This is a genomic window from Methylobacterium sp. WL19 (genome assembly GCF_008040005.1).
GTDB lineage: Bacteria > Pseudomonadota > Alphaproteobacteria > Rhizobiales > Beijerinckiaceae > Methylobacterium > Methylobacterium bullatum.
The window spans coordinates 1-26916 of record NZ_VRVC01000044.1 but is presented as its reverse complement, the minus strand read 5'-3'; the positions used below and the strand labels follow the sequence as shown (position 1 = coordinate 26916).

At 67.6% G+C, this 26916-nt stretch carries 23 protein-coding genes; 15 read left to right on the top strand and 8 right to left on the bottom strand.

Translation table 11 applies throughout. The features are described 5' to 3' along the window. The first annotated feature begins 1 nt into the window (after window position 1). Window positions 2-979, top strand: coding sequence for a photosynthetic reaction center subunit M (pufM, locus tag FV220_RS11010; RefSeq protein ID WP_018043295.1), 978 nt, complete (start codon window positions 2-4; stop codon window positions 977-979). Next, entirely contained in the window at window positions 976-2070 is a 1095-nt protein-coding gene (gene pufC / locus FV220_RS11005) for a photosynthetic reaction center cytochrome PufC (protein WP_147831344.1), read from the top strand. Before pufM ends, pufC begins: the two co-directional genes overlap by 4 nt. Window positions 2071-2457: 387 nt before the next feature. Here pufC and FV220_RS11000 read toward each other — a convergent pair whose 3' ends face one another. Next, window positions 2458-5331, bottom strand: a complete 2874-nt coding sequence (locus FV220_RS11000) for an EAL domain-containing protein (protein WP_056146868.1) — start codon at window positions 5329-5331, stop codon at window positions 2458-2460. A gap of 145 nt (window positions 5332-5476) precedes the next feature. Between FV220_RS11000 and FV220_RS10995 the strand changes: the two genes are divergently transcribed. Further along, window positions 5477-5827 carry a hypothetical protein gene (locus FV220_RS10995; RefSeq protein ID WP_056146866.1) on the top strand — a complete coding sequence of 117 codons (351 nt, stop codon included), beginning with the start codon at window positions 5477-5479 and terminating at the stop codon, window positions 5825-5827. Between the two features lie 29 nt (window positions 5828-5856). Here the strand turns inward: FV220_RS10995 and FV220_RS10990 are convergent, their stop codons facing one another. Further along, complete coding sequence (locus FV220_RS10990) at window positions 5857-6891, bottom strand: hypothetical protein (protein WP_238253928.1); 1035 nt, start codon at window positions 6889-6891, stop codon at window positions 5857-5859. A gap of 360 nt (window positions 6892-7251) precedes the next feature. Here FV220_RS10990 and FV220_RS25505 point away from each other — a divergent pair, with 360 nt between their 5' ends. Next, window positions 7252-7413, top strand: a complete 162-nt coding sequence (locus tag FV220_RS25505; RefSeq protein ID WP_018043300.1) for a hypothetical protein — start codon at window positions 7252-7254, stop codon at window positions 7411-7413. A gap of 68 nt (window positions 7414-7481) precedes the next feature. On the opposite strand, the gene FV220_RS10985 is transcribed toward FV220_RS25505, so the two are convergent. After that, a complete protein-coding gene (locus FV220_RS10985; RefSeq protein ID WP_056146864.1) occupies window positions 7482-8516 on the bottom strand; it encodes a cytochrome c peroxidase in 1035 nt (344 codons plus the stop codon). Window positions 8517-8595: 79 nt separating this feature from the next. Further along, window positions 8596-9795 carry a Na+/H+ antiporter NhaA gene (gene nhaA, locus FV220_RS10980; RefSeq protein ID WP_147831342.1) on the bottom strand — a complete coding sequence of 400 codons (1200 nt, stop codon included), beginning with the start codon at window positions 9793-9795 and terminating at the stop codon, window positions 8596-8598. 226 nt (window positions 9796-10021) lie between these two features. Between nhaA and FV220_RS25795 the strand changes: the two genes are divergently transcribed. Both FV220_RS25795 and FV220_RS10970 read left to right on the top strand, forming a co-directional pair. Then, window positions 10022-10423, top strand: a complete 402-nt coding sequence (locus FV220_RS25795; RefSeq protein ID WP_210245944.1) for a hypothetical protein — start codon at window positions 10022-10024, stop codon at window positions 10421-10423. Continuing rightward, window positions 10420-10734, top strand: a complete 315-nt coding sequence (locus FV220_RS10970; protein ID WP_056146857.1) for a hypothetical protein — start codon at window positions 10420-10422, stop codon at window positions 10732-10734. The genes FV220_RS25795 and FV220_RS10970 overlap by 4 nt, the downstream gene beginning before the upstream one ends. Before the next feature lie 347 nt (window positions 10735-11081). Here FV220_RS10970 and FV220_RS10965 read toward each other — a convergent pair whose 3' ends face one another. Then, entirely contained in the window at window positions 11082-13760 is a 2679-nt protein-coding gene (locus tag FV220_RS10965; RefSeq protein ID WP_147831340.1) for a glucosidase, read from the bottom strand. Between the two features lie 388 nt (window positions 13761-14148). Between FV220_RS10965 and FV220_RS10960 the strand changes: the two genes are divergently transcribed. Further along, window positions 14149-15573 (top strand): phosphatase PAP2 family protein, encoded by a 1425-nt coding sequence (locus FV220_RS10960; RefSeq protein ID WP_147831338.1) that lies wholly within the window; start codon window positions 14149-14151, stop codon window positions 15571-15573. A gap of 48 nt (window positions 15574-15621) precedes the next feature. Here FV220_RS10960 and FV220_RS25500 read toward each other — a convergent pair whose 3' ends face one another. Beyond that, window positions 15622-15765, bottom strand: a complete 144-nt coding sequence (locus FV220_RS25500) for a hypothetical protein (protein ID WP_018043307.1) — start codon at window positions 15763-15765, stop codon at window positions 15622-15624. A 175-nt stretch (window positions 15766-15940) separates the two neighbouring features. Here FV220_RS25500 and FV220_RS25495 point away from each other — a divergent pair, with 175 nt between their 5' ends. The 5 genes from FV220_RS25495 to FV220_RS10940 all read left to right on the top strand — a co-directional run bounded on the left by FV220_RS25495 (window position 15941) and on the right by FV220_RS10940 (window position 23225). Next, entirely contained in the window at window positions 15941-16102 is a 162-nt protein-coding gene (locus FV220_RS25495; protein ID WP_187273389.1) for a hypothetical protein, read from the top strand. A gap of 227 nt (window positions 16103-16329) precedes the next feature. Beyond that, window positions 16330-18735, top strand: coding sequence for a PAS domain S-box protein (locus FV220_RS10955; protein WP_147831337.1), 2406 nt, complete (start codon window positions 16330-16332; stop codon window positions 18733-18735). Window positions 18736-18938: 203 nt separating this feature from the next. Beyond that, entirely contained in the window at window positions 18939-20096 is a 1158-nt protein-coding gene (locus tag FV220_RS10950) for a Gfo/Idh/MocA family oxidoreductase (protein WP_147831336.1), read from the top strand. A gap of 49 nt (window positions 20097-20145) precedes the next feature. Then, complete coding sequence (locus tag FV220_RS10945) at window positions 20146-21990, top strand: glycoside hydrolase family 15 protein (RefSeq protein ID WP_147831334.1); 1845 nt, start codon at window positions 20146-20148, stop codon at window positions 21988-21990. Then, window positions 21987-23225 (top strand): MFS transporter, encoded by a 1239-nt coding sequence (locus FV220_RS10940; protein ID WP_147831332.1) that lies wholly within the window; start codon window positions 21987-21989, stop codon window positions 23223-23225. Before FV220_RS10945 ends, FV220_RS10940 begins: the two co-directional genes overlap by 4 nt. A gap of 17 nt (window positions 23226-23242) precedes the next feature. Here FV220_RS10940 and FV220_RS10935 read toward each other — a convergent pair whose 3' ends face one another. Beyond that, complete coding sequence (locus tag FV220_RS10935; RefSeq protein WP_056146847.1) at window positions 23243-23476, bottom strand: hypothetical protein; 234 nt, start codon at window positions 23474-23476, stop codon at window positions 23243-23245. 428 nt (window positions 23477-23904) lie between these two features. Between FV220_RS10935 and FV220_RS10930 the strand changes: the two genes are divergently transcribed. From FV220_RS10930 to FV220_RS10920, 3 genes are all read left to right on the top strand, one after another. Continuing rightward, window positions 23905-24192 (top strand): hypothetical protein, encoded by a 288-nt coding sequence (locus FV220_RS10930; protein WP_147831330.1) that lies wholly within the window; start codon window positions 23905-23907, stop codon window positions 24190-24192. Window positions 24193-24478: 286 nt separating this feature from the next. Continuing rightward, entirely contained in the window at window positions 24479-25456 is a 978-nt protein-coding gene (locus FV220_RS10925) for an HWE histidine kinase domain-containing protein (RefSeq protein WP_147831328.1), read from the top strand. A 45-nt stretch (window positions 25457-25501) separates the two neighbouring features. Next, window positions 25502-26137 (top strand): NAD(P)H-binding protein, encoded by a 636-nt coding sequence (locus FV220_RS10920; protein WP_147831326.1) that lies wholly within the window; start codon window positions 25502-25504, stop codon window positions 26135-26137. A gap of 597 nt (window positions 26138-26734) precedes the next feature. Here the strand turns inward: FV220_RS10920 and FV220_RS25790 are convergent. Further along, window positions 26735-26916, bottom strand: a 182-nt coding sequence (locus FV220_RS25790) for a hypothetical protein (RefSeq protein ID WP_210245943.1), incomplete at its 5' end; no start/stop codon positions are given.

The following is a 26916-nucleotide window of genomic DNA, read 5'->3' as shown; positions in this document are numbered from 1 at the left end:
CATGGCCTATTATCAGAACATCTTCACCGAGGTCCAAGTCCGCTCCACCATTCCGGAACTCGGCGTTCCCGTCGATGTCGACCGGCGCTGGGGCACGCCGTTCCACAGCTACCTGTTCGGCCTGTTCGGCAACGCCCAGGTGGGTCCGATCTACATCGGCTATCTCGGCGCCCTCTCGGGCGTGTGCTTCCTCATCGCCTTCGAGATCGTCGGCCTCAACATGTGGGCGAGCGTGAACTGGGACCCGGTCCAGTTCGTGCGCCAGTTGCCCTGGCTCGCCCTGGAGCCGCCGCGACCGCAATACGGGCTCAAGATCCTGCCGCCGCTGCAGGAGGGCGGGTGGTGGCTGATCGCCGGCTTCTTCCTCACCGCCTCGATCCTGCTGTGGTGGGTCCGGCTCTATCGCCGCGCCCGGGCGCTCGGCCTCGGCACCCATGTGCCCTGGGCCTTCGCCTCCGCCATCTGGCTGTTCCTGGTCCTCGGCTTCATCCGGCCGGTCCTGATGGGGTCGTGGAGCGAGGCGGTGCCCTTCGGCATCTTCCCGCATCTCGACTGGACCGCCGCCTTCTCGCTCCGCTACGGCAACCTCTTCTACAACCCGTTCCACATGCTCTCGATCGTCTTCCTCTACGGGTCGACGCTGCTCTTCGCGATGCATGGCGCCACCATCCTGGCGGTGAGCCGCTTCGGCGGTGAGCGCGAGATCGACCAGATCGTCGATCGCGGCACCGCCACCGAGCGCGCCGCCCTGTTCTGGCGCTGGACCATGGGCTTCAACGCCACGATGGAATCGATCCACCGCTGGGCCTGGTGGTTCGCGGTTCTGACCACCCTCACCGGCGGCATCGGCATCCTGCTCACCGGCACGGTGGTCGACAATTGGTACCTCTGGGCGGTCAAGCACGGCGTCGCCCCGTCCTATCCGCAGGTCTATGCGCCGGTCGTCGATCCCTTGAGCATGCCGGGGGCGGTCCCATGAAGACGTTCGTCACAGTTCTCGGCGCCTCGATCGCCTTCTTCCTCACCATCGCGATGTTCGGCCTGACCGACTGGGACCGGCCGCCCCTGGCGGTCCAGCAGAGCGGCTTTCGCGGCACGGCGATGGACCAGATCCATACCCGCGCCGGGGCGGCCGAGACGAAGGCGGCCAACGTCGCCCCGGCGCCGGCCGACCCGGCCGAGCCCGGCGAGGAACTCGCCGGCGCCACCTACGAGAACGTCCAGGTCCTCAAGAACGTCAGCGTCAACGAGTTCAACCGCCTGATGGTCTCGATGACCGAATGGGTCAGCCCCGAACAGGGCTGCACCTACTGCCACAACACCGAGAACATGGCCGACGACAGCCTCTACCAGAAGAAGGTCGCCCGCCGGATGCTGCAGATGACCCAGCACATCAACGAGAGCTGGAAGGACAACCATGTGGGGGGCACGGGCGTCACCTGCTTCACCTGCCATCGCGGCCAGCCGGTGCCGGCCCATTTCTGGTTCACCGATCCCGGCCCGAACCGGCCCGGCGGCTTCACCGCCCGGAACAACGGGCAGAACCTGGCCAAGGCCTCGGTGGGCCTCGCCTCGCTGCCCTACGACACGCTGACCGAATACCTCGCCGACAAGACCATCGACAACAACGCCATCCGGGTGAACGCCACCACGGCGCTCCCCACCACCAAGGGCAAGCCGATCCAGGATGCCGAGAAGACCTACGGCCTGATGATCCACATGTCGGAGGGTCTGGGGGTCAACTGCACCTTCTGCCACAACACCCGGGCGATCTCGAACTGGTCGCAGAGCACGCCCCAGCGCACCACCGCCTGGCACGGCATCCGCATGGTGCGGGACATCAATGGCAACTATCTCGAACCGCTGACCTCCACCTTCCCCACCGCCCGCCTCGGCGTGCTCGGCGACGTACCGAAGGTGAACTGCACCACCTGCCACAACGGCCAGAGCAAGCCGCTCAACGGCGCATCGATGATCGAGGCCTATCCGGAACTCGCCAAATCCACCGAGACGGCGAGCGCGGCGGATCCCGTACCCGCGGACCCGGCTCCGACCCCCGCGCCACAATAGGGTTTCAGAGATAGACAAGGGGGGTGGGTTCTTTGGAATCCGCCCCTTTTGCTTGCGCGGAACGGGCACCACACCAAGTCCCAAGCGAGCCCGTCCCAGCGGGCACGGTTGAGAATCCCCTCACTCGCCACGCCTCCCGGATTTACACAGCAGCCGTTTCAGGCAGAGCGCATCCCTCTCCCCCTTGTGGGGAGAGGTCAGGAGTGGGGGTGGTGCCGCGTGCCTCCGTAAGCTGAGGGTCGCCCAACCACCCCCACCTCCGGCTCCTCCCCGCAAGGGGGAGGAGGGCTCGTCAGCGCAGCCCGCGACATGTGTGAATGCCGTAGCCCGGCTGGGACAGGGGAGAAGAGCGTGCCCGATGGCTGCCGGGAGCCGCCGACCGACCCTTCACGCCACCGCGTGCTTGGTGGCTCCGCGCCGTCCCGACCAGCGGTCCAGCACCTCGGGGATGCTCCCGGCGTCATCGGGGCGGCCGATATAGTAGCCCTGGCCCTCGTCGCAGCCTTCCTGGCGCAGGCGCTCGAACTGGATCTCGTTCTCGATCCCCTCGCCGGTGGTGCGCATGTGCAGGCTGAGGCCGAGGCCGATGACGGCGCGGACGATGAAGGCGGATTCGTCGGCCGCGGTGATGTCGCGGACGAAGGACTGGTCGATCTTGATCTTGTCGAAGGGGAAGCTGCGAAGGTAGCTCAGCGACGAGTAGCCCGTGCCGAAATCGTCCATGGCGATCCGGACGCCGAGGCGGCGCAGGGCGTGCAGGGTGGCGAGGGTGGCGGCGTTGTCCCTGAGCAGGACCGATTCCGTGATCTCGAGCTCCAGGCGCGCGGGGGGGAGGCGGCTCACGCTCAGGGCGTCCTTGACGGACTGGATGACGATGCCGTCCCGGAACTGGGCCACCGAGACGTTGACCGCGACCCGGATGCCGTCGGGCCAGCGCATGGCCTCGCTGCAGGCCGTGCGCAGGGCCCAGTCGCCGAGCGGCACGATCAGGCCGATCTCCTCGGCGACCGTGATGAACTCGGCGGGCGAGACGAGCCCGCGCTCGGGATGGCGCCACCGCATCAGCGCCTCGAACCCGCCGACGCGGCGGCCGCGGAAATCGTAGATCGGCTGGTAGAACATCTCGAACGCGCCCTGGGCCACCGCCTCGCGCAGGTCGAGTTCGAGGGCGCGGCGGGCCTGGAGCCGGATGTCCATCTCCACCTCGAAGAAGCGCCAGGTGCCGCGCCCGTCGGCCTTGGCGCGGTAGAGGGCGACGTCGGCGTTCTTGAGGAGCTTGTCGCAGCTGGTGCCGTCGCCGGGGGCGAGGCAGATGCCGATGCTGACGCCGACCGCGACCTGCTGGCCGTCGAGTTCGTAGGTGTTGCTGACCACGTCCACGATCCGCCGTGCCAGGATGGTGGCCTCTTCCGGATAGGTCACGCCCGCCAGGATGATGGCGAATTCGTCGCCGCCGAGCCGGGCCACGGTGTCGACCTCGCGCAGGCAGGCGGTCAGGCGGTTGCCCACCGCTTTCAGGAGCTCGTCTCCCACCGGGTGACCGAGGGTGTCGTTGACCTCCTTGAACCGGTCGAGATCGAGGCAGAGCACGGCGAACATGCCGCCGCGCCCGAGATGGGCCAGGGCCTCCTCGATCCGCTCGCCGAACATGGCCCGGTTGGGCAGGCCCGTGAGGACGTCGTGGCGCGCCATGTAGGCGATGCGGGCATCGGCCTGGCGCCGGTCGGTCACGTCCTCGTAGGTGGAGACCATGCCGCCCCCGGCCACGGGCTTGTGCGTGACGGCGAGGACCCGTCCGTTGCCCATCTGGCGGAAGCCCGAACCGGCGGCCGAGATCTGCCGGCCCTCGATCTCGAAGACCGTGCCCTCCTCGGCCGAGGCCAGGTAGAGCGAGGCCACGTCCTCGTAGGGCGTGCCGAGGGGGAGGTCGTCCGGCGAGAGGTCGAACAGCTCGCAATAGCGCCGGTTGACCACGGTGAGGTGCCCCTCGGCGTCGAACAGGCACAGGCCCTGGGACATGTTGTCGAGGGCGGTGTCGAGGCGAAGGTTGGTCGATTGGAGATGGGCTTCCTGGACCTTGAGCAGGGTGATGTCGCTGCAGACCGCGATGAAGCCGCCGGTGCGCGTGCGGCTGCGGCTGATCCGGAGCCAGCGCCCGTCGAAGAGCTGCGTCTCGCGCGGCGCCGTCCAATCGTCGTCCTCGGAGAGGAGGGTGCGGGCGAGCGCGTTGCCCTCGAAAGCGACGCGGGCCATCGACGTGTCCCGCGGCAGCGGCTCGTGACCGAATCCGAGGAAATCCTCCGCCTGCCCGTTGATGAGCGCGATCCGGCCGGATTCGTCGACCACGACGATGCCTTCGAGGGAGGTCTCGAGGGCGTCGGCGAGATGGGCCTCCGCCGAGATGCGCTGGGCGACCTCCTGCTCCATCGCCCGGCGGATGTTGTCGCGCATGACGCCCATGGAGGCGAGGAGGGCGCCGAGTTCGTCCGCGCTGCCGGACGGGATCGTCACGCTGAGGTCCCCGGCCGCGATCCGCGAGGCGACCATGGAGGCGTCCGCCACCGGCCGCATGATGCGCCGGGCCAGCAGGAAGGCGACGGAGGCGGACATCAGCAGTGCCAGCAGGGTGCCGAAGAGGTTGATCTGGGTCTCGCGGGCGACGATGGCCCTGGCCTGCTGCCGGTAGATGAAACCGTCGCCGGCGGTGTGGTTGATGAAGAGGTCGAGATGCTCCTCGACGGCGCCGGCATGCCGGTCGACCGCGTCCCAATCGGGATCCCGGGTGTCGCGGCCGGCGAGGACGGAGCGGGCCGCGTCCCAATCCTTCACCGCCCGCTCCACGGCTTGGGCCGCCTGGGTCGCACGGCTCGACTGGGCGCGCTCGACCGCCACGGCGAGATCCTCCGCGAAGACATGGCGAAGGCTGTCGAGCCTGCCTTCGAGCTGCGCCTTCGCGCCGGGGTCGGCGCTCATCCGCCGCCGGGCCTCCAGGGAGCGCATGTTGGCGAAATCGGCGGCGGCGGCCCGCGCATAGTTGATGGACATGAGCGACTGATCGAAAGTCCGGCTCACGAGTTCGTCGGCCCGGCGAATCCCTGACGCCGCCGACAATCCGAGGATGCCCGTGATGGCGCTCATGATGAGAAAGGCGACCAGAATCCGGCCGCGGATGGTGCCCGCGAAAGAGGCGACCGCGGTGATGGGCCTCGGCCAGTTCCTCTCGCCAGCCTTGGCAGATTTCCAACCGTAGATAGATTTCATCCAGTTCGTCTCATCCGGCCATCGTAAATTCTTCGCCTGCAATAGTTAAGTCGGGCTTGAAATCTTTGTAAATTTTGGCCAATTAACAGGCTGTTTACTTGCACCGGCAAGGATGCAAAAGGACGAAATCGTATCGGCGGACGGCATGAGACGCATCACTTCACTCGGTCTCGCGTTCGCCCTCGTTGCCACCGGCGTCGCCGCCTTCGCCCTCCATGCCTCGGCGGCCGGACAGGTCTACCGCATCTCGCAGAAGGGCCGGGCGTTCCAGCCGAGCGCCCTGGTGATCAAGAAGGGGGAGACCGTCCAGATCGTCAACGACGACGGCGATCTCCTGCATCACGCCTATGTCGACTCGCCGACGTTCCATTACGATTCCGGCGATCAGGAGCCGGGCGGCAAGGCCGAGATCGTCTTCCCCGTGAGCGGGACCTTCGCCGTCCTGTGCGGCATCCACCCCAAGATGAAGCTGGCGGTCCGCGTCGACGGCAACTGACCGCGACGCGGACCGGATGCCGGCCCGGGCTACAGGGCGCCGGCCGCCGACAGCGCGGCATGGGCGCCGTAATAGAGCCCGATGAAGCTCGCGAGGGCGGCCCCGTATCCGAAGGGGAGGGTCGCCAGCTGGCGGACCCGCAGGGGGACCCTGACATCGTCGGCGGCGATGGCCACCATCGCCACGATGATCGGGGAATGGCCGATCGCATCGACCTTGCCGAACTCGAAGATCGCGGAGACGAAGGCCGCCGCGAGCACGATCGCCGCCAGGCGGCGCACCAGGGGCGTGCAGATCAGCGCGAAGGCGAGGGCGAATTCCACCGCGCCGGCGGCCTTCATGAAGAAGGCGCCGTCGAACCCCATCGTCAGTTCCGGGCGGTCGATGAAGAGCGGGTAGGACCATTGCGGATAGGCCCATTTCTCCACCGAGGCCCACATCAGCGTCACGGCGGCCGAGTAGCGGACGATGTCGAGGGGCCGGATCCCGAACAGCTCCCGCCGGAGGCCCGTCAGGGCGAGATAGGCGGCGACACCGAGGAAGACGGGGTAGTCGGCCAGGTGGAACACGCCGTAATTCGCCACCGCGATCCCGAACAGGACGACGATGCCGAGAGCCGAGAGCGGCATCGTCTGCCGCCACAGGAATCCGGCGGCGATGGCGAGCTGGAACCAGGGCAGGGCGGTGCTGGTGGTGGTGAGCTCGGGCGTGAGGATGACGCCGCCGAGCGTCCAGAGCGAGACGAAGAAGCCGCCGCAGACCGCGCGGAACATCAGCTCGGTGTTCTCCCGCGCCCAGGCCGTGACCCGGTCGAGGGAGCGCATCATCGCCTCGCCGAGGATCGTCCGCTCGAGCAGCGCGCCGACGAACAGGGCCAGGAGAGAGACGATGACGAGTTGCTCGAAGCTATCGCACAGTACCTCGGCAAGACCGACCGGCGAACCAGCGACGTCGAAAGCACAGAACCATTTGACGTGAGCACTGGCTCCAGTGGAGCCCGTAACGAGCACAAACAGGGCGGCGGACAATGCACGGGGGCCGGGCAACCGACAACGCAGACTCATGTGATGAAGCCTCGGCGAAAGCTGAAACGCCGACGGCCGGCGGCAGCGACATTGTTCTACGTAGTTTCTGGCGATCCTGAAAGGATTTCGTTAATGAATCTTCAGCAGCGTCAGCATGGTCGGCGATGTGTCGCTCCTGCCATGATTCCGGTGCCGGCCGCCGGTGGACTCTCGCGGATGAAGCCCGGTCGGCGTATGCGTTCTGGCTGAAGAGGGACCACAGCGTCACCCCCGAGCAACAGCGTCGCCGTGCGTCGAGACCATCGATGGGATTATCGACGGGATCATTCGGCAAACTCTGATAGTCATGGAGGGGCGGCGCCCAAGCCCTCGCTTCGCATCAAGCAGAAAGGCTCTCGCGTGATTACAACACTCAGCCTGTCCACCCTGATCGCGGGCGGCAGCTTCGCTTATGCGTCGACGCGGGTGGCGGCGCGGGCCGCGGCCTACGAGACCTGGGGCGGATCGCTGATGATCGTGGGCCTGTCGCTCGCCGGTGTCGGCTTGACGCTGTTCCGGTAGAACCGAAGCGGCAACCCGTCGGCGACTTCAGCGGCGCGCTTCGAGACGGCGAAGTCCGCGCCGGAGACTCACTTCGATGCGGCCTTCTGCTTGGGCTCCGCAGCCGTCAGCGTGTCCAGGAACGCCAGGAGATCGGCTTTCTCGGTCTCGGCGAGATGGAGCGGCCTGATCTTGGGCGACCGGCTCGGGCGTTCGATGCCGCCGCGATCGTAGAGATCGATCACGTCGCGCAGGGTCGCCACCGAACCGTCGTGCATATAGGGGCCGCGCTGCGCGACATCGCGCAGGGTCGGGGTCTTGAAGGCGTATTGCAGGCTCTTCGACGTGGGGAACAGGCGTCCCCGCCCGATATCGTCGTCCCGGCCGACGCCGATATCGTGGAACGACCCGTCGGTGAACGCCCAGCCGCCATGGCATTCGTGGCATCCGGCCTTGCCGTTGAACAGCGCGAACCCCGCCTTCGCGGAGGCTCCGATCGCCGAGGCATCGCCGTCGCGCCAGCGGTCGAACGGCGCGCTTCCCGAGACGATGGTGCGCTGGAACGCGGCCAGCGCCCGCTCGATCCCGCCCCGCGTGATCTCCCGATCCTCGAAGGTCGCGGCGAAGGCGGCGACGTAATCCGGGTCGGCGCGCAGGCGGGCGATGAGCTCCTCTTCCGAGAGGTTCATGAGGTTGGGGCCGGTGATCGGCGTGAAGGCGACGGATTCGAGGTCCGGGAACTTGCCGTCCCAGCCGAGCGGCGCGATCCAGCCGACGTTGAGCAGGGTGGGCGTGCGCAGCTTCAGCTCGATCCCGGGCTCGCCGATGCCGCGCATGCGCCCGTCACCCCAATGGCGCGACGGCTCGTGGCATGTGGCGCAGGAGATGGAGCGGGATCGCGACAGGACCGGATCGAAGAACAGCGTCCGGCCGAGCTCGACCTGCGCCTCCGTATCGGGAATGCCGTCGGGCACGGCCAATGCGGACGGGCGCGCGAAAGCGCTGCGCCAGGCGGTGGCGTCGTCGGTCATGCCATGGGTGGCGAAGAGGCCCGAGCCGACAGCTGCCGCCACGGAAACCGTCAATGCCGCCTTGCCGAACGCCGAGCCTGCCTTTCGAGTCATCCTGCTCTCCGACTGACCAGTTTAAGCGATCCCCTTAAAGATTGTGTTGTCAAAGGCGGATGAGACCGAGGGCGCGTCCTCACGCCGCGGGGCCGGCCCGACGGTCCGAAGCGGGCGCGAGGAGGAGGACGAGGGCTCCGGCGATCATGCACGTCACGGACCCGAGAAGCACGCCGATCTTGGTTTCGGTCTCCAGGCCGGGATTATCCACGAAGGCGAGGAGGCCGATGAACAGGCTCATGGTGAAGCCAACGCCGCAGACGAGCGACAGGCCGTAGATCTGCCACCAGCCGGCATGGGCCGGGCGCTGGGCGAGGCCGAGCTTCACGGCGGCGAAGACCGCGCCGAACACGCCGATCTGCTTGCCGACGAGGAGGCCGAGGGCCACGCCCAGCGTCACCGGATCGGACAGCATCGCCGGCGACATGCCGCTGAACGACACGCCCGCATTGGCGAAGCCGAAGACGGGGAGGACGAGATAGGCCGACCAGGGATGGATCGCGTGTTCCAGCTTGTGGAGCGGCGAGGCCGGGTCGTCGGGTCTGGCGGGGCTCGGGCGCAGGGGAATGGTGAGCGCCAGGAGCACCCCCGCGATGGTGGCGTGGATGCCCGATTTCAGCACGAGGAACCACAGGACCGCGCCGAGGACGAGGTAGGGCGAGAGACGGCTCACGCCAGCGCGGTTGAGCCCGACCAGGATCGCGACGGTGACGCCCGCCCCCGCCAGCATCGGCAGCGACAGGTCGGCGGTGTAGAACGCGGCGATGATCAGCACCGCGCCGAGATCGTCGATGATGGCGAGTGCGGTGAGGAACACCTTCAGCGAGACCGGAACGCGCGATCCGAGGAGGGCGAGGACGCCGAGCGCGAAGGCGATATCGGTGGCGGTGGGGATCGCCCAACCGCGCAGGGTCTCGGGCGAGGACCGGTTGACGAGGACATAGATCAGCGCCGGGGCGACCATGCCCCCCAACGCCGCCACCCCCGGCAGGACACGGTCCGGCCAGGTGCGCAGGCGCCCGTCGAGCACCTCGCGCTTGATCTCCAGGCCGACGAGCAGGAAGAACAGCGCCATCAGGCCGTCATTGACCCAATGCAGCACGCTGAGGCCGCCGACATAGGCGCCGAGCAGGGCGAAATAGCTCGGCGCGAGGGGGGAATTGGCGACGATCAGGGCGAGCACGGCGCTCGCCATCAGGATCAACCCGCCACTGGCCTCGCTCCGGAGGGCGTTGCGCAGGGCGGAGAGGGGACGGCGGGCGGGTGCGGTTTCCGGCATGGAAGACGCGTGCCAGGGGACGAGCCCGACGGCAAGCCTTCAGAGCATCGGAACGGGTATGCGCTCCTGTCCCGACCGGGTACTCGCGCGGGACGCGCTTCCGCCGATCAGAGGTCGATCGACATCGACGACAGAGCCGAGCTCTGTGACATTAATGCCATAGGATATATTCCCTCACGCCGTCTGTCTGCCTTCGTACCTAGCGGATACCACCACCTTCGGTAGAATGCAGGTGAAAGCAGTTAGGGGCGGGAAGTGGAAAATCCTTGTAATCGCAGCCCTAATTGTGTTGATCCCAGCTTTCATTGCTCAGAAAAAAGGGCAGTCGTTCGCGCTGTGGTGGTTCTACGGTGCGGCCCTCTTTATTGTTGCGTTGCCTCATGCGCTTATTATGAAACCTGCCGAGGGGAGCGAAGAGGCCAACAAGCAGAAAGCACTTGAATTGGCCAGCAAGGGGTTCACCCCTGTGCGTGAGTCAGCAGTGGACTTTGCCGCCGATGGTGTGATTGGCAGCACGCCCTACCGGAATGAGCCAGACGGTGGCGTGGTGGCAATCGTCAATGGCCGAACGATTAAATTCAAAAACCGTGAGGACTTAGAGACCATGCTTCGAGGAGCGGTCTCGTGAAGAAATCGCTCGCCACCCTCACTATTATGGCTGTCGCGCTTGTCATCGCTGCACAGTTCGTCACGATCTTCGTCATCCAGCCTATCGGCGCCATACCTGAAGGGCGAACCGTCATCATCTCACGGTTAACGAATCTAAACTTCATCGACAGCCCAGATGCATTCTGCGAGCGGGAAATGGGGAGTGTGAACCTCCTATGCCGAGGCATGGTCGCCGGTAGGGTAGCGAGCCAAGCAACCATCATTGCCCGACTGCCCTACTCTTCAATGCTGTACGGCATCAGCACCGGCGGAAAATCCTACGATCGTTAGAGAAGCTGTATAGGTCCAGTAATTCGCCCCCGTCACGTTCAGCACATTGGCGCGGAACTTTGTCCCGCGCTCTTCCAACAAGGCCGAGTAGCGGAGTCCGAAACCGAGACGCGCTCAATCCGGCAAGGTCTGAGCATTCGCCGTAGCGAGCAGTTGCCGCCCCGTGTGGATGCCAGCGCCATTCAGGGTCAGAACCGAGCCCCAGGGGAGATCCCGCTCCGCTCGAGACCGAGTTGCACGTCGGGTTGTGCTGATCGGACGATTGCTCACGGCTATCCGGGTCGCGAGCCCTCGCAAACGGGATGCTACCCTGCCCGAGAATCGCAGGTCGCCCCCTACATGGCCCGTCACGCCGCCGTTTCACCTTTCTCCACCTCCGTCCGCTGCGCCTTCTGGTGCAGCAGGTTGAGGATCAGCGCCGTCCAGCCGGTCTGGTGGGAGGCGCCGAGGCCGCGGCCGGTATCGCCGTCGAAGAACTCGTGGAACAGCAGGGCGTCGTCGGCGCCGGGGGCCGAGGCGATGGGCGGGCGGTCTCCGAAGGCCGGCCGCTTACCGTCCTCGCCCTTGGCAAAGAGGGAGATCAGGCGGTCGGTGAGGGCGTCCGCGATGGCGTTGAGGGTCAGGAACGTGCCCGATCCGGTGGGATATTCCACCAGGAAGTCGTCCCCGTAATAGGAATGGAACCGCCGCAACGCCTCGACGACGAGGTAGTTGACCGGCATCCAGACCGGGCCGCGCCAGTTCGAATTGCCGCCGAACATGTTCGATGTGGAATCGGCCGGGTCGTAGCGCACCGTGAACGCGTCGCCGAACCCGTTGAGGGAATAGGGCCGCTCCAGATGCGCCTTCGACAGGGAGCGGACGCCGTGGTCCGAGAGGAACTCGGCCTCGTCGAGCATGCGCCGCAGCAGCGCCTTCATCCGGTGCCCGCGCAGGAGCGACAGCAGCTTGCGGTCGCCGACGCCGCCTTCGTCCCAGCGCGAGACGAGGCAGGCAAGGTGGGGGCGGTTCTCGAGGAGCCAGTTCAGGCGCCGGGCGAAATCCGGCAGCCGCTGCAGCACCGAGGGCTCGATCACCTCGACGGCGAAGAGCGGCACCAGCCCCACCACGGAGCGGACCCGCAACGGCAGCATCCCGCCGCCGGGAATGTCGACCTCGTCGTAGTAGAACTCGTCCTCCTCGTCCCACAGGCCGAAGCCCTCGCCGCCCATGTCGGTCATCGCCTCGGCGATGAGGAGGAAATGCTCGAAGAACTTCGAGGCGGTGCTCTCGTAGACGTCGTTGTGGAGCGCGAGTTCGAGGGCGATGCGCATCATGTTGAGCGAATACATCGCCATCCAGGCGGTGCCGTCGGCCTGATGGATGCGGCCGAAGCCGGGGGGCGGGCGCGACCGGTCGAACACGCCGACATTGTCGAGGCCGAGGAAGCCGCCCTGGAAGACGTTGCGGCCGTCGGCGTCCTTGCGGTTCACCCACCAGGTGAAGTTGATCAGGAGCTTGTGGAAGACGCCCTCCAGAAAGGCGAGGTCGCCGCGCCCGCCGCGCCGGTCGCGGTCGATCTCGAACACCCGGTAGGTGGCCCAGGCATGGACCGGCGGGTTGGCGTCGCCGAACTCCCATTCGTAGGCCGGAAGCTGGCCGTTGGGGTGCATGTACCATTCGCGGGTGAGGAGCAGGAGCTGCTTTTTGGCGAAATCCGGGTCGAGCAGCGCAAGAGGCAGGCAGTGGAAGGCGAGGTCCCAGGCCGCGAACCAGGGATATTCCCACTTGTCCGGCATCGAGAGCACGTCGGACCCGGCGAAATGACGCCAGTGGATGTTGCGCCCGCCGTCGCGCTCGCGCGGCGGGGCAGGCTGGAGCGGGTCACCCTTCAGCCAGAGCCGCACGTCGTAACAATAGAGCTGCTTCGACCAGATCAACCCGGCGGCGGCCTGGCGGAAGATGGCGCGCGAATCCGAGTCCGCGATGCCGTCCTGAAGGCCGTCGTAGAAGGCGTCCGCCTCGGCGATCCGGCGCAGCAGGATGGCGCCCTCGTGGTCGACCGGACGGGGCCGCGACCCCGCCGACAGCCTGAGGTTCACCCGCCGGGTTTCGCCGGGCTCGAGGCGGAAGGCGTAATGCAGGCCGAGCTTGGTCCCGCCATCCCGCCGCACGGCGGATTCGTCGCCCCCGACGATGGCCGCGTGGAGCCCATCCTTGAACGGGCCGGCCGCATCGGGCTGCCAGCCATGCAGGCGCAGGTTGGTGTCGTTCTCGCAGAACAGCACCTCCGGGTCGCCATCATAAGAGAGCCGGTATCGGCCGAGGCGCGGATGCTCGCAGGCGATGCTCCCATCCGGCTGGACCGCCATCTTGGGGCGCGATTCCGCCGGTCCCTCGCGCCACGACCAGATGTTGCGGAACCAGAGCTGGGGCACGAGGCGCAGATCCGCCGCCTCCGGGCCACGGTTGGTCGCCGTGATCACCGCATGGATGTCGTCGATCTCCTCCTTGGCGTATTCCACGGTGACGTCGAAGAAGCGGTCCTCGGCGAAGGCGCCCGTCTCCTCGATCTCGTATTCGGGCTGGTCGCGGCCCCGGCGCAGCCCCTCGCGGACGAGCTCGTCATAGGGATAGGCGGCCTGCGGATAGCGGTAGAGGAACTTCAGGTAGGCATGGCTCGGGGTCGCGTCGAGGTAGTGATAGACCTCCTTGACGTCCTCGCCGTGGTTGCCCTCCTCGTTGGTCAGGCCGAAGAGCCGTTCCTTCAGGATATGGTCGCGGCCGTTCCACAGGGCGAGGGACAGGCACATCTGCCCACGCTCGTCGCAGATGCCGGCGAGCCCGTCCTCGCCCCAGCGATAGGCGCGCGAACGTGCCTCCTCATGCGTCAGCGAGCGCCAGGCATTGCCGTCGCGGCTGTAATCCTCCCGCACCGTCCCCCATTGGCGCTCGGCGAGATACGGCCCCCACAGGGACCATGCGCGCTCGCCCCGCGCCTGCTCGGCGATGCGGCGCCGCTCGGCCCAGGCGTCGAGCTCGCTCACGCCGATTCCCCTCGTGCCGGACCACGCTGGACGCACGCGCCGAACGGACATGACCGGCGCGCGGCGGGCGACGGCCGGCAAGGACGGGGGATCGTGCGGCGGGGAATTGTGCGGCAAGGAATCGTGCAGCAAGACGTGGAGGGCGACTTTTGGGCGGTCATCGGTCCCGATGGGCTTTGGCTCAGTGGGAGCCGAGATGCACCATTAGCGCCAAGCGCCGATATGTCTTGGAGGAACATGCCGCCAGGGGCGGTCCTCGACCGGCCGCCGGAGAACGGTCACGCAGGCGTCACGGAATGGTGCGCGTGATCCGCCGCGAAATCCGGCGGCGGCGGGCCGAGCACTCTGCTAGCCTGCGCCACCGCCACGACAGCCTGATTCCGGTGCCATGACCAGACCACGCACGAACACGGCCCGCACGCTCGGGCTCATCGCATGCCTCGCCCTGGCGCCCGCTCACGCGCTGGCACAATCGGCGACGAATCTCGAAGCTCTGCGCGGGCTGGCGCCGGTGAGCGCCCTGGCGGCGACGCCGGAGGGCAAGGCGGCGCTGGCGGCAAACCTCACGGTCACCGGCGACATCCAGATGGGGCGGCACGACCAGCCGCTACTGCTGCCCTTTCCCGAGCAGCAGCGCCTCGCCCTGCGCGACTGCTTCATCACTGACGGCAACGCCGCGCAGCTCGCCGACGGCCTCGGCACGTCCCTCGGGGAGGCCTATCAGGCCAAGGCGCGCTACGAGGACTTCAAGACCTTCACCAGCGTCTCTGGCAGTCTCGCCCGCTTGATCGGCTACACCAACAACATCACCAAGTCGGATTCGAATGCGGGGAAGTACTTCTTCGCCAATGCGACGACGAATGGCGAGGCCCCCGTCTCCGAACCCGCCCGCGCCATCCTCACCAAGATCGGCGGTACGACGGATGTCTTCGGCAAGGCCTATGGCCGTCCCGCCGGGACGCCGGGTGCCGACGCCTTCGGCAATTCGCGCCCGTTCCAGACCGAACCGAGCCTTCTCGCCTATCGCGGCGACGATTACTTCGGCGCCGCCTCGCACAGCATGGACTGGCTGCGGGGGCCGAAGCAGAACCTGACGGACAGCCCGTCCTATCCCAGCGGCCACACCACCTACGGCTACACGGAATCCCTGCTCCTCGCCCTGCTGGTGCCCGAGCGCTACCAGCAGATGATCGCGCGCGGGGCCGAGTACGGCAACAACCGCATCGTGGTCGGCGCCCATTACGCCATGGACGTGCTCGGAGGCCGGAGCGTCGCGCTCCACGCCGTCGCCCATCTGCTGGCCAACGACCCCGCCTATGTGGGCCAGACCCGCGCGAACCCGGCCATCGACAACGAGATGAGCCGCGCAACCGACGGCGCGGTGACCATCACGGACTATCCGGAAACCCTGAAGGCGGCCCGCGCGGAACTCCAGGCCGTCCTTCGCGAGGGCTGCGGCGACACGGTGGCCGCCTGCGCCGCCGCCGACCGGAGCCGGTTCAAGGATGCCGCCGCCAACGGGGCCTTCTACGCCTCCACCCAGACCTACGGCCTGCCGGTGGTGCATCGGGACCGGTCGGGCCAGGCGGTGGATGTCGCGCGGGTCGCGCCGGAGGCCGGACATCTCCTCACCGCCGCCTTTCCGGCGGTGACGCTCGCCGAGGCCAACGCCATCCTCACCGACACCCTCGGCCCGGCCGGCGGCTTCCTCGACGACGGCTCGGTCTTCGGCCTGTATTCCCGGCTCGACCTCTACGCGGCCGGGGGCAAGGCGGCGGCCCTCGCCGCCACCCGGCGGTCCGCCGCCCCGTAGCACTCACCGCGCCGGCGAATGGGGTGGTGGACGACGGGCCGCGCATCCTCACTCCGACACGCGCTTGACCATGTGGACGATGCGGGAATGGCCGGACTCGGCGTCGGGATTTCGCAGCTCACGCATTCCCGGCGCCCGGCCGGTGGTCAGGAAGACCAGGACCGTCAACGCGAGGACCCATTTGGCGGACATCGCCCTTTTCCTTCTCGGGGGAGAGAGGAAGGCTCTACGCCGGGAGGCGGGCCGACGGGTTGCGCCGGCGCACATCCACGCGGACGCGCCCTGGTGGGTGCTTCGACATGACGAGGGGACGGCACGGGCCGTCGTCTCGCGGACGTTCAGGCTTTCTTAGCCGTGCCACGGGAGAATGGCCCATCATCAGCCTGCCGCGAGGGCCTCGTCCGTGCTCGACTTCATCCTCTACATCAGCGCTTCGGTCTGTGCCGTGGGATGCCTGGGGCTCTGGGTGCTGCGCGAGCCGCCGGTGTACTATCCGCGGGTGGAATGGGACGACGACGTCATCGGCTGATCGCGGCCCCGCCCCGGACGTCCACTGCGTCGTTCCGCGCGATGGCGTCACCGGGACGGCTGAGGCAGCACTTTCGTCGCGAGCGACGCCCGATCGTGAGGGCGGAACGGGGACCCTTCGGATGCGCGACGGCCGCCCCCCAGATGGGTTAGGGAGCCGACCGCAGTCTCGACCGTTGGGCTCCCTCGAGCCCGGATGAACGCGGCGGCCGGATGGGAACGGGCGGTATGGAGGACGACATCGACCGGTTGCGGCGGCGCGAAGCCGATCTCGAAGCCGAGATCGCGCGGCTGAAGGCGGAGATCGCGTCCGGCATCCATTCCCCGGAGAGCGGCCAGAAGACCTCGGCGGCGGGGCCGGAACTGCTGTTCACGGCGGCGGAGAAGACCCGCATGCCGCAGATCATCACCGACCCGAACCAGCCCGACAATCCCATCGTCTTCGCCAACCGCGCCTTCCAGGATCTGTGCGGCTACTCGGCGGAGGAACTCGTCGGGCACAATTGCCGGTTCCTGCAGGGGCCGGGAACCGACCCGGCCGACGTGGCGCGCCTGCGCGACGCCATCGCGGCGCGCCGCGACGTGGTGGTCGAGATCATCAACTATCACCGCGACGGGACGCCGTTCCGCAACGAACTCTATGTCAGTCCCGTCTTCGACCGGGACGGGCGCCTGCGCTACTTCTTCGGCAGCCAGCTCGACGTCACCCGCTTCCGCACCGAGGAAGGCAAGCTCGCCGAGAGCGAGGCCCGCTACCGGACGCTGTTCGACGCCATCGATGCCGGGTTCTGCATCGTCGAGATGCGGTTCGACGCCACGGGCCGCGCCATCGACTACCGCTTCATCGAGGTCAATCCCGCCTTCGAGCGGCAGGCCGGCCTCGGCGACGTCGAGGGCCGCTGGGTGAGCGAGGTCATTCCCGGCATCGAACCCCGCTGGCTCGACACCTATGGCGAGGTCGCGCTCACCGGCAATCCCGTGCGGTTCGAGAGCGGGGCGGTGACGCTGGGCCGCTGGTTCGACGTACACGCCCTGCGCATCGGAGAACCGGTCCAGCGGCGCGTCGCCATCCTGTTCAACGACATCACCGACCGGCGCGAGGCCGAGACCGTGCTGAGGACGACGGCGCGCGAGCGGACCACGGAGCGCGACCTCGTCTGGCGCGCGAGCCGCGACCTCCTCGTGATCTGCGGCTTCGATGGACTCTACCGGTCGGTCAATCCGGCCTGGAGCGAGATGCTGGGCTGGCCCGCCGATTCCCTGGTCGGCGCGCGATTCGACGCCTTCGTGCATCCCGAGGACCGCAAGGCGGCCGAACAGGCCATGGACCGGTTGCGGAGAGGCGCCATCTTGGACAACCTCGACATCCGGCAGATGGCGGCCGATGGCAGCGAGCGCTGGATTTCCTGGAACGCGATTCCCCAGGGCGACCATTTCTACGCCGCCGGCCGCGACGTGACCGAGCGCAAGGCCCTGGAGGAGCAGCTCCGCCAATCGCAGAAGCTCGAAGCCGTGGGCCAGCTCACCGGCGGTGTCGCCCACGACTTCAACAACCTCCTGACCGTGATCCGGTCCTCCACCGACCTCCTGCGCCGTCCCGACCTGCCGGAGGAGCGCCGGCGGCGCTATGTCGACGCCATCTCGGATACGGTGACCCGCGCGGCCAAGCTCACCGGCCAGCTCCTGGCCTTCGCCCGTCGGCAATCCCTGACGCCAGAGGTCTTCGACGTCGCCAAGGGCGTGGCCTCCGTGGCCGACATGGTCGGCACGCTCACGGGCGCGCGCATCCAGGTCGTGACCCAGATCGAGACCGGCCGGGACGATGCGGGACAGCCGCTGGCCTGCCTCATCGACGCCGATCCGAGCCAGTTCGACACGGCCCTCGTCAACATGGTCGTCAACGCCCGCGACGCCATGGACGGCGAAGGCCGGCTGACCATCCGGGTTCGCCGCGCGTCGATCATCCCGGCCGTCCGGGCGCATCCCCGCATCCGGGGGGATTTCGTCGCCGTCTCCGTCGCCGATACCGGCTCGGGCATCGCGCCGGAGGTCCTCGACCGGATCTTCGAGCCGTTCTTCACCACCAAGGGCGTCGGGCAGGGCACCGGCCTCGGCCTGTCCCAGGTCTTCGGTTTCGCCAAGCAATCGGGCGGCGAGGTCGTGGTGGAAAGCCGCCTCGGCCAGGGCACGACCTTCACCCTCTATCTTCCGCGCGCGGCGGGGGAGGCCGTGGCCGCCGAGCCGGTGCGCGAGCCCCCGCCCCTGGCCGAGCGGCACGGCACCCGCGTGCTCGTGGTGGAGGACAACGCGGAGGTCGGCGCCTTCGCGACCCAGGCCCTGCAGGAACTCGGCTACGTCACGCATTGGGTGACGGATGCGCAGCAGGCCCTCGACGCCCTGGCGCGCGACTCCGCCGGTTTCGAGGTGGTCTTCTCCGACGTGGTCATGCCGGGCATGAACGGCATCGATCTCGGCCACGCGATCCGTCGCACATGGCCGGACCTGCCGATCGTGCTCACCTCGGGCTACAGCCACGTCCTCGCCGAGGAGGGCAGCCATGGGTTCGAGCTCCTGCGCAAACCCTATTCGGTGGCCGACCTGTCGCGCATCCTGCGGCTCGCCGTCTCGCGCTGACGCGGCCCGCCGGGCGGGCGCGACCGGGCGACGCGGCAACCTCTGTTGCAGTGCAACGTTCCCTCCTCATGAAAGCCGGCGCGTGGTCACCGGGGCGATGGGGCACGTCTGTCGTCGCCGCACGGCCCGTCATCGCCGCCTCGCCCGGTTCCCGCGCATTCCAGGCCGGCACCGAACGACGCCCGCCCGATACGGACATCCCCATGAGCATCGCCTCCGCCCTCGGCCTGACCTCTTCGAAAAAGGTCCGCTACGCCTTCGTCGCCCTCGGCGACATCACGCAGGAAGCCATGCTGCCCGGCGTGAAGCACACCGGCAATTCGGAGATCGTCGCCTTCGTCACCGGCGACCCGGAGAAGGCGCGCGGCGTCGGCGCGCAATACGGCGTCACCGAATCCTACGGCTACGAGGAGTTCGACACGCTGCTGGCCTCGGGCACGATCGATGCCATCTATCTCGCCACGCCGAACTGGCGCCATGCGGAGTTCGCGGTTCCCGCCCTGAAGGCCGGCATCCATGTCCTCGTGGAGAAGCCGCTGGAAATCTCGGCGGAGAAGTCGAAGGAGATCATCTCGGCCCAGACAGCCTCCGGCGCCAAGCTCATGGTGGCCTACCGGCTGCATTTCGAGCCCTGCACCCTGGCGACCATCGACCTGATCCGGTCCGGCCGGCTCGGTGACCTCCTCACCTTCTCCTCGACCTTCACCCAGATGGTCTCGCCCGAGAACCACCGCGCGACCAGCGGCATCGAAGCGGGCCCGATCTTCGACATGGGTCCGTATCCGATCAACGCCGCCCGCACCATCTTCGGCGACGAGCCGACGGAGGTGGTCTCGGCCGTGGGCATCCGCCACCCCGAAGCCGGTCTCGGCGATTTCGACGATACCGTCGCGGTGACCCTCCGGTTCCCGCAGAACCGCATCGCGCAGTTCGTGCTGTCCTATTACGGCAATACCCTCGACAGCTATTCGGTCGTCGGCACCAAAGGCAGCGTCGAGGTCAACCCGGCCTACATGTACGGCAAGCCTCTGGAGCACACGATCACCATCGGCGAGGACAAGAGCCACGCCAGCTTCAAGAACACCGACCATTTCGGCGGCGAGCTGAAATACTTTTCGGATTGCATCCTTCATGACCGCGAGCCCGAGCCCGATGGCGAGGAAGGCTTGGCCGATCTTCGTGTGATCGAAGGCATCGTCCGCGCCCTGCAGACCGGGACGTCCCAGACGCTCGAACCCTTCACCCGCACCAAGCGCATCGACACGAAGGCCCAGGAGCAGACGCTCCCGGCACAGAAGGCGCCGGAGCTCGTCAACACGTCGAATCCCGGCAAGGGCAAGGACAAGGTTCCGCTGAACTAGCCCGGCCGTTTCGAGACCGTTCCCGTCCCTCGCTCCACAAGTTCTCGCGATGAATGACCGAGCCCAGGCGGGCACCGACCTCACCGTCGATGCCCGGCGCGTCGACCCGGACGGCACGGAACACCCGATCCAGGACTATGCCGCCCTGGGCGACGGCCGCTCCGTCGTCCTCGTCGGGCCGGACGGCGCGGTGGCATGGTGGTGCGTCCCCGAGATGGATTCGCCGCCCCTGTTCGACCGGCTCCTGGAGCCGGACAGCGGCGGCTATTTCCAGGTTCGCCCCGAGGGGGCGTTCACGATGGAGCGGCGCTACCGCACCGACAGCAACGTGCTGGAGACGATCGTCACCACGGCGACCGGCACGGCCCGGATCACCGAATCCCTCAACAGCAGCCGCGCCGGCCGCCTGCCCTGGTGCGAACTCGCGCGCCGGCTGGAGGGAGTCTCGGGCACGGTGACGTTCCGGATCCGCGCCGTCTTCGGCACGCGCGGCGACTCGCTTTCGCCCTGGCTCCAGCCGAACCCCAACGGCTGCGTCTTCCATGTGGGACCGGTGCTCGGGGTGATCCGCTTCAGCGACAACATCCGCGTCCTCGAGGAAGAGGACCGCACCATCGCCGCGACGGTGACGCTGGGGGAGGGGGAGCGCGCGCTGGTGGCGCTTCTGGCCGGTGAGGACGAGCCCCTCGGCATCCCCACCATCGCGGAGATCGACGAGCGCATCGATGTCAGCGACGACGCCTGGCGACACTGGGCGGAGGGCCTGCATTACGACGGCCCGCACCGTTCCGAGGTGCGGCGCAGCGGCCTCGCCCTGAAGCTGCTGCTCTACTCGCCGACCGGGGCCATCGCCGCGGCCGCCACCACCTCCCTGCCCGAACGGATCGGCGGGCCGAAGAACTACGATTACCGCTACGCCTGGATCCGCGACGCCGGCTACACCGTCAACGCCTTCCTGCGCGTCGGCGCGATGCCGGAGGCGAAGGCCGCCTTCTCCTGGCTGATGAAGCATCTCGGCGCGCATGGGGCGCAGGTCTTCTACACCCTGCGCGGGGGAAAGGTGCCGGAGGAGGCCTCCCTCGACTTGGCCGGCTATCGCGGGTCGCGCCCGGTCCGGGTCGGCAACGCGGCGGCCCGCCAGCACCAGCACGGGATCTACGGCGACATCTTCGAGACCGCGACCCTGTTCGTCGCCGACGGCAACATCCTCGACCAGAAGAGCGCGACGGTCCTGGCGGATCTCGCCGACGAATGCGCCGACCGCTGGCGCCAGAAGGATGCCGGGATCTGGGAACTGGAAGTCCCGCAGCATTACACGATGTCGAAGATCAGCGCCTGGCAGGCGCTGGCCCGTGCCGTCGAACTGGCGGAGGCCGGCCATATCTCGGCGACCTGCGTACCGCGCTGGTCGCGCGAGCGGGATCGGATCCAGGCCTGGATCGAGGAGCATTGCTGGTCGCAGACGCGCCGAGCCTATACGTTCTATCCCGGCACCGACCGCCTCGACGCCTCCCTGACCCTGGCGGTCCGGTTCGGCTTCGACGGGCGCGACCGCCTGTCCTCCACCCTCGACGCGATCCGTGACGAACTCGGGCGCGGTCCGCTTCTCTATCGCTATTCGGGGGCCGAGACGGAAGAGGGCGCCTTCGTCGCCTGCTCCTTCTGGCTGGTGGAGGCCCTGGCCGAGCTCGGAAGGCAGGACGAGGCCGAGGCGGTCTTCACCGGCACGCTGAGCGCCGTCACCCGAGGCGTCGGCGTGATGAGCGAGATGGTCGATCCCGACACCGGCGACCATCTCGGCAACACACCGCAGGGCCTGAGCCATCTCGCCCTGCTTCACGCGGCCTGTTCCCTGCGTGGAGACCGCGAACGAGACTTGAAAGCGGCCCGATGACCGGCACCACCCTCGATACCCGTTCCGGCGCTCTCAGCCTGCCGGATGCGGCGCCCAGCCGGCATCCCGGCCTCGTCCTCACCGCCCTGGCCATGGGCGGCTTTGCCATCGGCACCACCGAATTCGCCACGATGAGCCTGCTTCCGGCCTTCGCGCCCGATCTCGGCATCGACGCGCCGACCGCCGGCCACGTCATCAGCGCCTACGCCCTCGGCGTGGTCGTCGGTGCGCCGGTCATCGCGGTGCTGGCGGCCACCATGGCCCGACGGACGCTGCTCGTCGGGCTGATGGTTCTGTTCGCGCTGGGCAACGTCCTGTCGGCCCTGGCCCCGAACTATCACGGGATGCTGCTGTTCCGGTTCCTGGCGGGCCTGCCGCACGGGGCCTATTTCGGCGTGGCCGCTCTCGTCGCCGCCTCCCTCGTCCCACGGGAGCGGCGGACCCAGGCGGTCTCGCGGGTGATCCTGGGTCTCACCCTCGCCACGGTGGCCGGGGTGCCCCTCGCCAACGGGATCGGCCAGCTCGTTGGCTGGCGCTGGAGCTTCGGGCTCGTCGCCGTCCTGGCGCTGCTGACGGCGGTGGCGGTGCGGATCCTGGCGCCCCTCGGCCGTCCGGCGTCGGGCGCCAGTGCGCTCCGCGAACTCGGCGCGCTGCGGCGCGGGCAGGTCTGGCTCACCCTGGCCATCGGCGCCATCGGCTTCGGCGGCCTGTTCTCGGTCTATACCTATCTCGCCTCGACGCTCATCGAGGTCACCCGCGCCGCGCCGGTGGCGATCCCGCTGGTGCTCGCCGTGTTCGGCCTCGGCCTCACGGCAGGCAACCTCGTCTGCGCCTGGGCCGCCGACCGCGCCCTGATGCCGGCGGCCGGGCTGACCCTGGTCTGGGCGGCGGCGGCTCTCGCCCTCTACCCGTTCGCGGTGGAGAGCGTCTGGACCCTGGCGCCGGTGGTGTTCCTCATCGGCTGCGGCGGCGGCCTCGCCACCATCCTGCAGACTCGCCTGATGGACGTGGCCGAGGACGCGCAGACCTTGGCTGCCGCGCTCAACCACTCGGCCTTCAACTTCGCCAACGCGCTGGGTCCCTGGCTCGCCGGCCTCGCCCTCACTGCCGGGTTCGGCCTGCCCTCCACCGGCTGGGTCGGCGTGGCCCTGGCGCTGGGCGGGTTGGCGCTGTGGGCGGTCTCCGCCTCGCTGGAACGGCCCCGCGCCGCCTCGTCGCCACGTCCGGGAGCGTGAGCGGCGGGCCGGCCTGCCTACGACGTCAGCGGCTGGATATCGAGCTGCATGCCCCGGCCCCTGAGGACGCGGACGAGGCGGTCTTCGAGTTCGTCGTCGAGCCCGTTCACCTGCATGTGCAGGCGGCTTCCCTTCGCCGTGCCCGTCACCCAGAGACGATAGACGAGCCCCTCCTCGCGCAGCTGCGTCAGAAGTCGCTCGGAGCCGATCCGGTTGGCTTCGTCGTTCATGGCAATGAGGCTCGCGTCCATTCAGGTCTCCCTTTCCGAAAAGGACAACGTCCCAGGTGTCTGTTTCGTCCTGATGTCTCGGGTGTCATCTGCGAACGAGGATAACGATCGGGACACGGCGGGCCTTCGGTCATCGACGGGAAGCGTGGTCCAGCGACCCGACCCAACGCCGATGGATAGAGCTTAGCAATGGGCGGGCCGGCGCGGCGGCGGCCCCACATCCGCCGGTCGACCGGAGGCGGGCGCGGCCTCACCCGCGCTGTCCCGCCCGATACGCGGACGACCATGCATGCGCGCAGGATTCGAGAAGCGCTCGCCCGCATCGGCGCAAATTACGGTCCTCGCGAGCCTGTGTTAATCGTTCTTCAGCATGGAAATTGACTGGTCTTTATTGCCCGCGGCTCGATAACCTCTGGCGACGGAGCCGACACGGCGCCTGGAGGCATGAGATGAAGTTCGAATCCGCTATCCTGCTGGGGCTCTTCGCGGCGTCCCCGGCCGCCGAGGCCCTGGCCCAGAGCCCCCGCGACGTGCCGATCACCCAGGATCTGCGCCGCGAGGAACGCATCGAGCGCCGCCTCGACCGGACCATGCCGCCGCCGGTGGACCCCAACGTGTCGCCGGACAATCCGGACGGCGTCGTCGGCTTCGACGGTCCGCCCGGCATGTTCGAGAACGGGGTCGAGAACGGCAGCCCGATCCCCTCCGGATCGCCCGTCGACGACGACGACGATTGAGCATCGCTGCGGCATCCTCTTTCGGGGGGGGGGCGGTTTGGAGGTCGGGCCGCCCCCTTATCGGTTGCGTGATGTCGTCAAGACGATGCCGCCCGTGGGGAACGACCTGGGCCGCCCTCTATGGACCGCCGCGGACCTGCCTTCCCGAGCCCAGACCGGAGAAGGAGAAACGATCGCCGCGGTTGTATGATGACGATGGCGTGAGGGAGCAAATTACGGCCGTGCGGCTTGTCCCCCCGGCGATGCGATCGGCATCGCCGATGTTCAGGGATCGATCAGGAATTGCATGGCCGAGGATGTGACGTCGACTGGCTACGAGTGGACGCTGGCGAGCTTCACCGACACCATCCATCGTGGCGGTGTCGCCCTATGGGCCTGGTCACCGACGCGTAGGCTGGCCCAGCTCGATGGGCTCTGCCGCGAGTTCTGGGGAACCTCCGAGTCCGTCGTCCCCATCGACGACCTGTTCGAGCGCGTGAACGCGGAGGACCGCAGCGCGATGATGCGCGACTGGGCGGCGAGCGAGACGGATTCCCACCCCTACAGCTTCGACTTCCGCATCGGCGACGGCCCTCACGCACGCTGGGTCTCCGCCCGCGGCGTGGGTGGGGAGGCCGGTAAGGTCGGCGAATGGGTCCAGGCCATCTTTCTCGACGTCACCCGGCAGAAACGCGCCGAAGAGGCCGAGCACCTCCTGACGGCGGAGCTCGCTCACCGCGTCTCGAACATGTTCTCCGTCGCCCGGGCGCTGACCGCCATCGTCGCCCGGGGCGCCACGTCGACTCCGCACTTCGCCGAGGACCTGTCGCAACGCTTCGGCGTGCTTCACGAAGCCACCACCCTCGCCACGCGGGCACAGGCCGGCGACCAGGGCAACGTCAGGCTGCGGACGCTGGCCGAGCGGATCCTGTCCCCCTATCTCGACGGCGGCAACATCGCGATCGACGTCGAGGAGGCCGCCGTGGCGCCTCCCGACAAGGTCAACGACTACGCCATGATCCTGCACGAGCTCGCCACCAACTCGGCCAAGTACGGCGCCCTGTCGGGAGGCGGCACGCTGACGGTGACGGGCCGCGTTGCGGACGGCACGCTGACGCTCGATTGGAAGGAGACCTCGGCATCCTCGGGGGCGGTCGCGTCCGATGGCGGCGGCTTCGGATCCCGCCTGTTGAAGCAGACCATCGAACGCAGCCTCGGCGGAAGCTTCACCCGCCGGATCGACGAGGCCGGTCTCGGCTTCGCGATGCACGTCCCGGTCGCCTGAGCGACCATTCCATCCCCCTTCACCTCACCCACCAGGAAACCGGACATGGCCCACGTCCTCGTCATCGGCGCCAGCCAGGGCATCGGCCTGGAAACCGTGAAGGCGGCCTTGGCGGCCGGCCATCGCGTGCGGGCCTTCGCCCGGTCCGCCGCGACCATGTCGCTGTCGGGCCAGGGGCTGGAACGCTTCCCCGGCGACGCATTGAACGCCGCCGATATCGCATCCGCCCTGGAGGGCATCGACATCGTGGTGCAGGCCCTGGGCGTGCCGGCGAAGAACCTGCTCGGGCCGGTGACCCTGTTCTCGGCCGCCACCAACGTGCTGGTGCCGGCCATGGAGACAGCCGGCGTGCGGCGCATCCTCTCCGTGACGGGCTTCGGCACCGGCGACAGCCGCGACGCCATCGGCCTGCTGCAGCGCATCCCCTTCCGCCTCGTGTTCGGGCGGGCCTATGACGACAAGGACGCCCAGGAGATGCGGATCCGTCGAAGCGGCCTGGACTGGACCTTCGTCCGGCCCGGCGTGCTCACGCCCGGCTCGGCCACGGGACGCTACAAGGTTCTGACGGAACCCTCATCCTGGCGGAACGGCCTGATCTCCCGGGCCGACGTGGCGCATTTCATCGCCGGCGAGATCGACCGGCGATCCTACGAGCGCAAGGCCGTCGTCCTCATCGGCTAGAGCGCTCTTCGCCGAAGTGGATGGTGGTTTGGGGAGAAAAAGCGCGGCGCAACAAGGGGCTAGTGGTTAAAATCTGACGGATGGCGCCCGCCGTGAGCGTCCGAAGTAGGTGGATACTGGACCTTATTATAGGCCCTTCGACGCGCAATCTCGAATGCGGCGCTTGACCTCGTCCAACAGGTCTCTCACTTCGCAATCAATCATATAAAGACGACCGAGGCCGCGACTATGAGAACCTCCATATAAGGTGGCAGCTATTCGATAGAAGAGCCGCGCTCGGATAAGGCCTCTTCCGAACGGCATCCCGAGACCTCTATCGTAGAGCCACCTGTTCCCAACCGAGGCGAAGATATCGCAAGTCGCTGACAAGTCTTCACGCTCGACGAATAGCTCCTCAAGTCGAGCTTCGAGTTCTTGGTTCCCCAGCTTCGTTAGGTCTCCTCGAAGGTTCAGCCCAATCTGCATCTGCCCTCTCGCTCGCATTCCTGGCGCGTAAGGTTCTCTGAAAGCTATACGGCCGCAATGGGTCGGGAGCGGACGGTACCAAGCGTCTAGATTTTGGCCACTAGGAGTGCCAAACTGTGAGTAAACCGGCTGCTATTCCGATTTCCGCGCCATGATTTTCTTATAAACAAATAACACGCTCTGAATTACCAAAATGTACGCCGTTAACAATAGCGCCATCTGATCCATAAGCATTCCACCCGAAGCCCTTGGTGCTCCTGATTTATTTGATATTATCACATGCGGCAATGAACTATAGTGAACTAATATATAGG

What these genes read in the sequence shown, in the direction of transcription:
- pufM (WP_018043295.1), top strand. Translation starts at nt 2, where the DNA reads ATGGCCTATTATCAGAACATCTTCACCGAGGTCCAAGTCCGCTCCACC.
- pufC (WP_147831344.1), top strand. Translation starts at nt 976, where the DNA reads ATGAAGACGTTCGTCACAGTTCTCGGCGCCTCGATCGCCTTCTTCCTC.
- FV220_RS11000 (WP_056146868.1), bottom strand. Translation starts at nt 5,331, where the DNA reads ATGAAATCTATCTACGGTTGGAAATCTGCCAAGGCTGGCGAGAGGAAC.
- FV220_RS10995 (WP_056146866.1), top strand. Translation starts at nt 5,477, where the DNA reads ATGAGACGCATCACTTCACTCGGTCTCGCGTTCGCCCTCGTTGCCACC.
- FV220_RS10990 (WP_238253928.1), bottom strand. Translation starts at nt 6,891, where the DNA reads ATGAGTCTGCGTTGTCGGTTGCCCGGCCCCCGTGCATTGTCCGCCGCC.
- FV220_RS10985 (WP_056146864.1), bottom strand. Translation starts at nt 8,516, where the DNA reads ATGACTCGAAAGGCAGGCTCGGCGTTCGGCAAGGCGGCATTGACGGTT.
- nhaA (WP_147831342.1), bottom strand. Translation starts at nt 9,795, where the DNA reads ATGCCGGAAACCGCACCCGCCCGCCGTCCCCTCTCCGCCCTGCGCAAC.
- FV220_RS25795 (WP_210245944.1), top strand. Translation starts at nt 10,022, where the DNA reads ATGCAGGTGAAAGCAGTTAGGGGCGGGAAGTGGAAAATCCTTGTAATC.
- FV220_RS10960 (WP_147831338.1), top strand. Translation starts at nt 14,149, where the DNA reads ATGACCAGACCACGCACGAACACGGCCCGCACGCTCGGGCTCATCGCA.
- FV220_RS25500 (WP_018043307.1), bottom strand. Translation starts at nt 15,765, where the DNA reads ATGTCCGCCAAATGGGTCCTCGCGTTGACGGTCCTGGTCTTCCTGACC.
- FV220_RS25495 (WP_187273389.1), top strand. Translation starts at nt 15,941, where the DNA reads ATGGCCCATCATCAGCCTGCCGCGAGGGCCTCGTCCGTGCTCGACTTC.
- FV220_RS10955 (WP_147831337.1), top strand. Translation starts at nt 16,330, where the DNA reads ATGGAGGACGACATCGACCGGTTGCGGCGGCGCGAAGCCGATCTCGAA.
- FV220_RS10950 (WP_147831336.1), top strand. Translation starts at nt 18,939, where the DNA reads ATGAGCATCGCCTCCGCCCTCGGCCTGACCTCTTCGAAAAAGGTCCGC.
- FV220_RS10945 (WP_147831334.1), top strand. Translation starts at nt 20,146, where the DNA reads ATGAATGACCGAGCCCAGGCGGGCACCGACCTCACCGTCGATGCCCGG.
- FV220_RS10940 (WP_147831332.1), top strand. Translation starts at nt 21,987, where the DNA reads ATGACCGGCACCACCCTCGATACCCGTTCCGGCGCTCTCAGCCTGCCG.
- FV220_RS10935 (WP_056146847.1), bottom strand. Translation starts at nt 23,476, where the DNA reads ATGGACGCGAGCCTCATTGCCATGAACGACGAAGCCAACCGGATCGGC.
- FV220_RS10930 (WP_147831330.1), top strand. Translation starts at nt 23,905, where the DNA reads ATGAAGTTCGAATCCGCTATCCTGCTGGGGCTCTTCGCGGCGTCCCCG.
- FV220_RS10925 (WP_147831328.1), top strand. Translation starts at nt 24,479, where the DNA reads ATGGCCGAGGATGTGACGTCGACTGGCTACGAGTGGACGCTGGCGAGC.
- FV220_RS10920 (WP_147831326.1), top strand. Translation starts at nt 25,502, where the DNA reads ATGGCCCACGTCCTCGTCATCGGCGCCAGCCAGGGCATCGGCCTGGAA.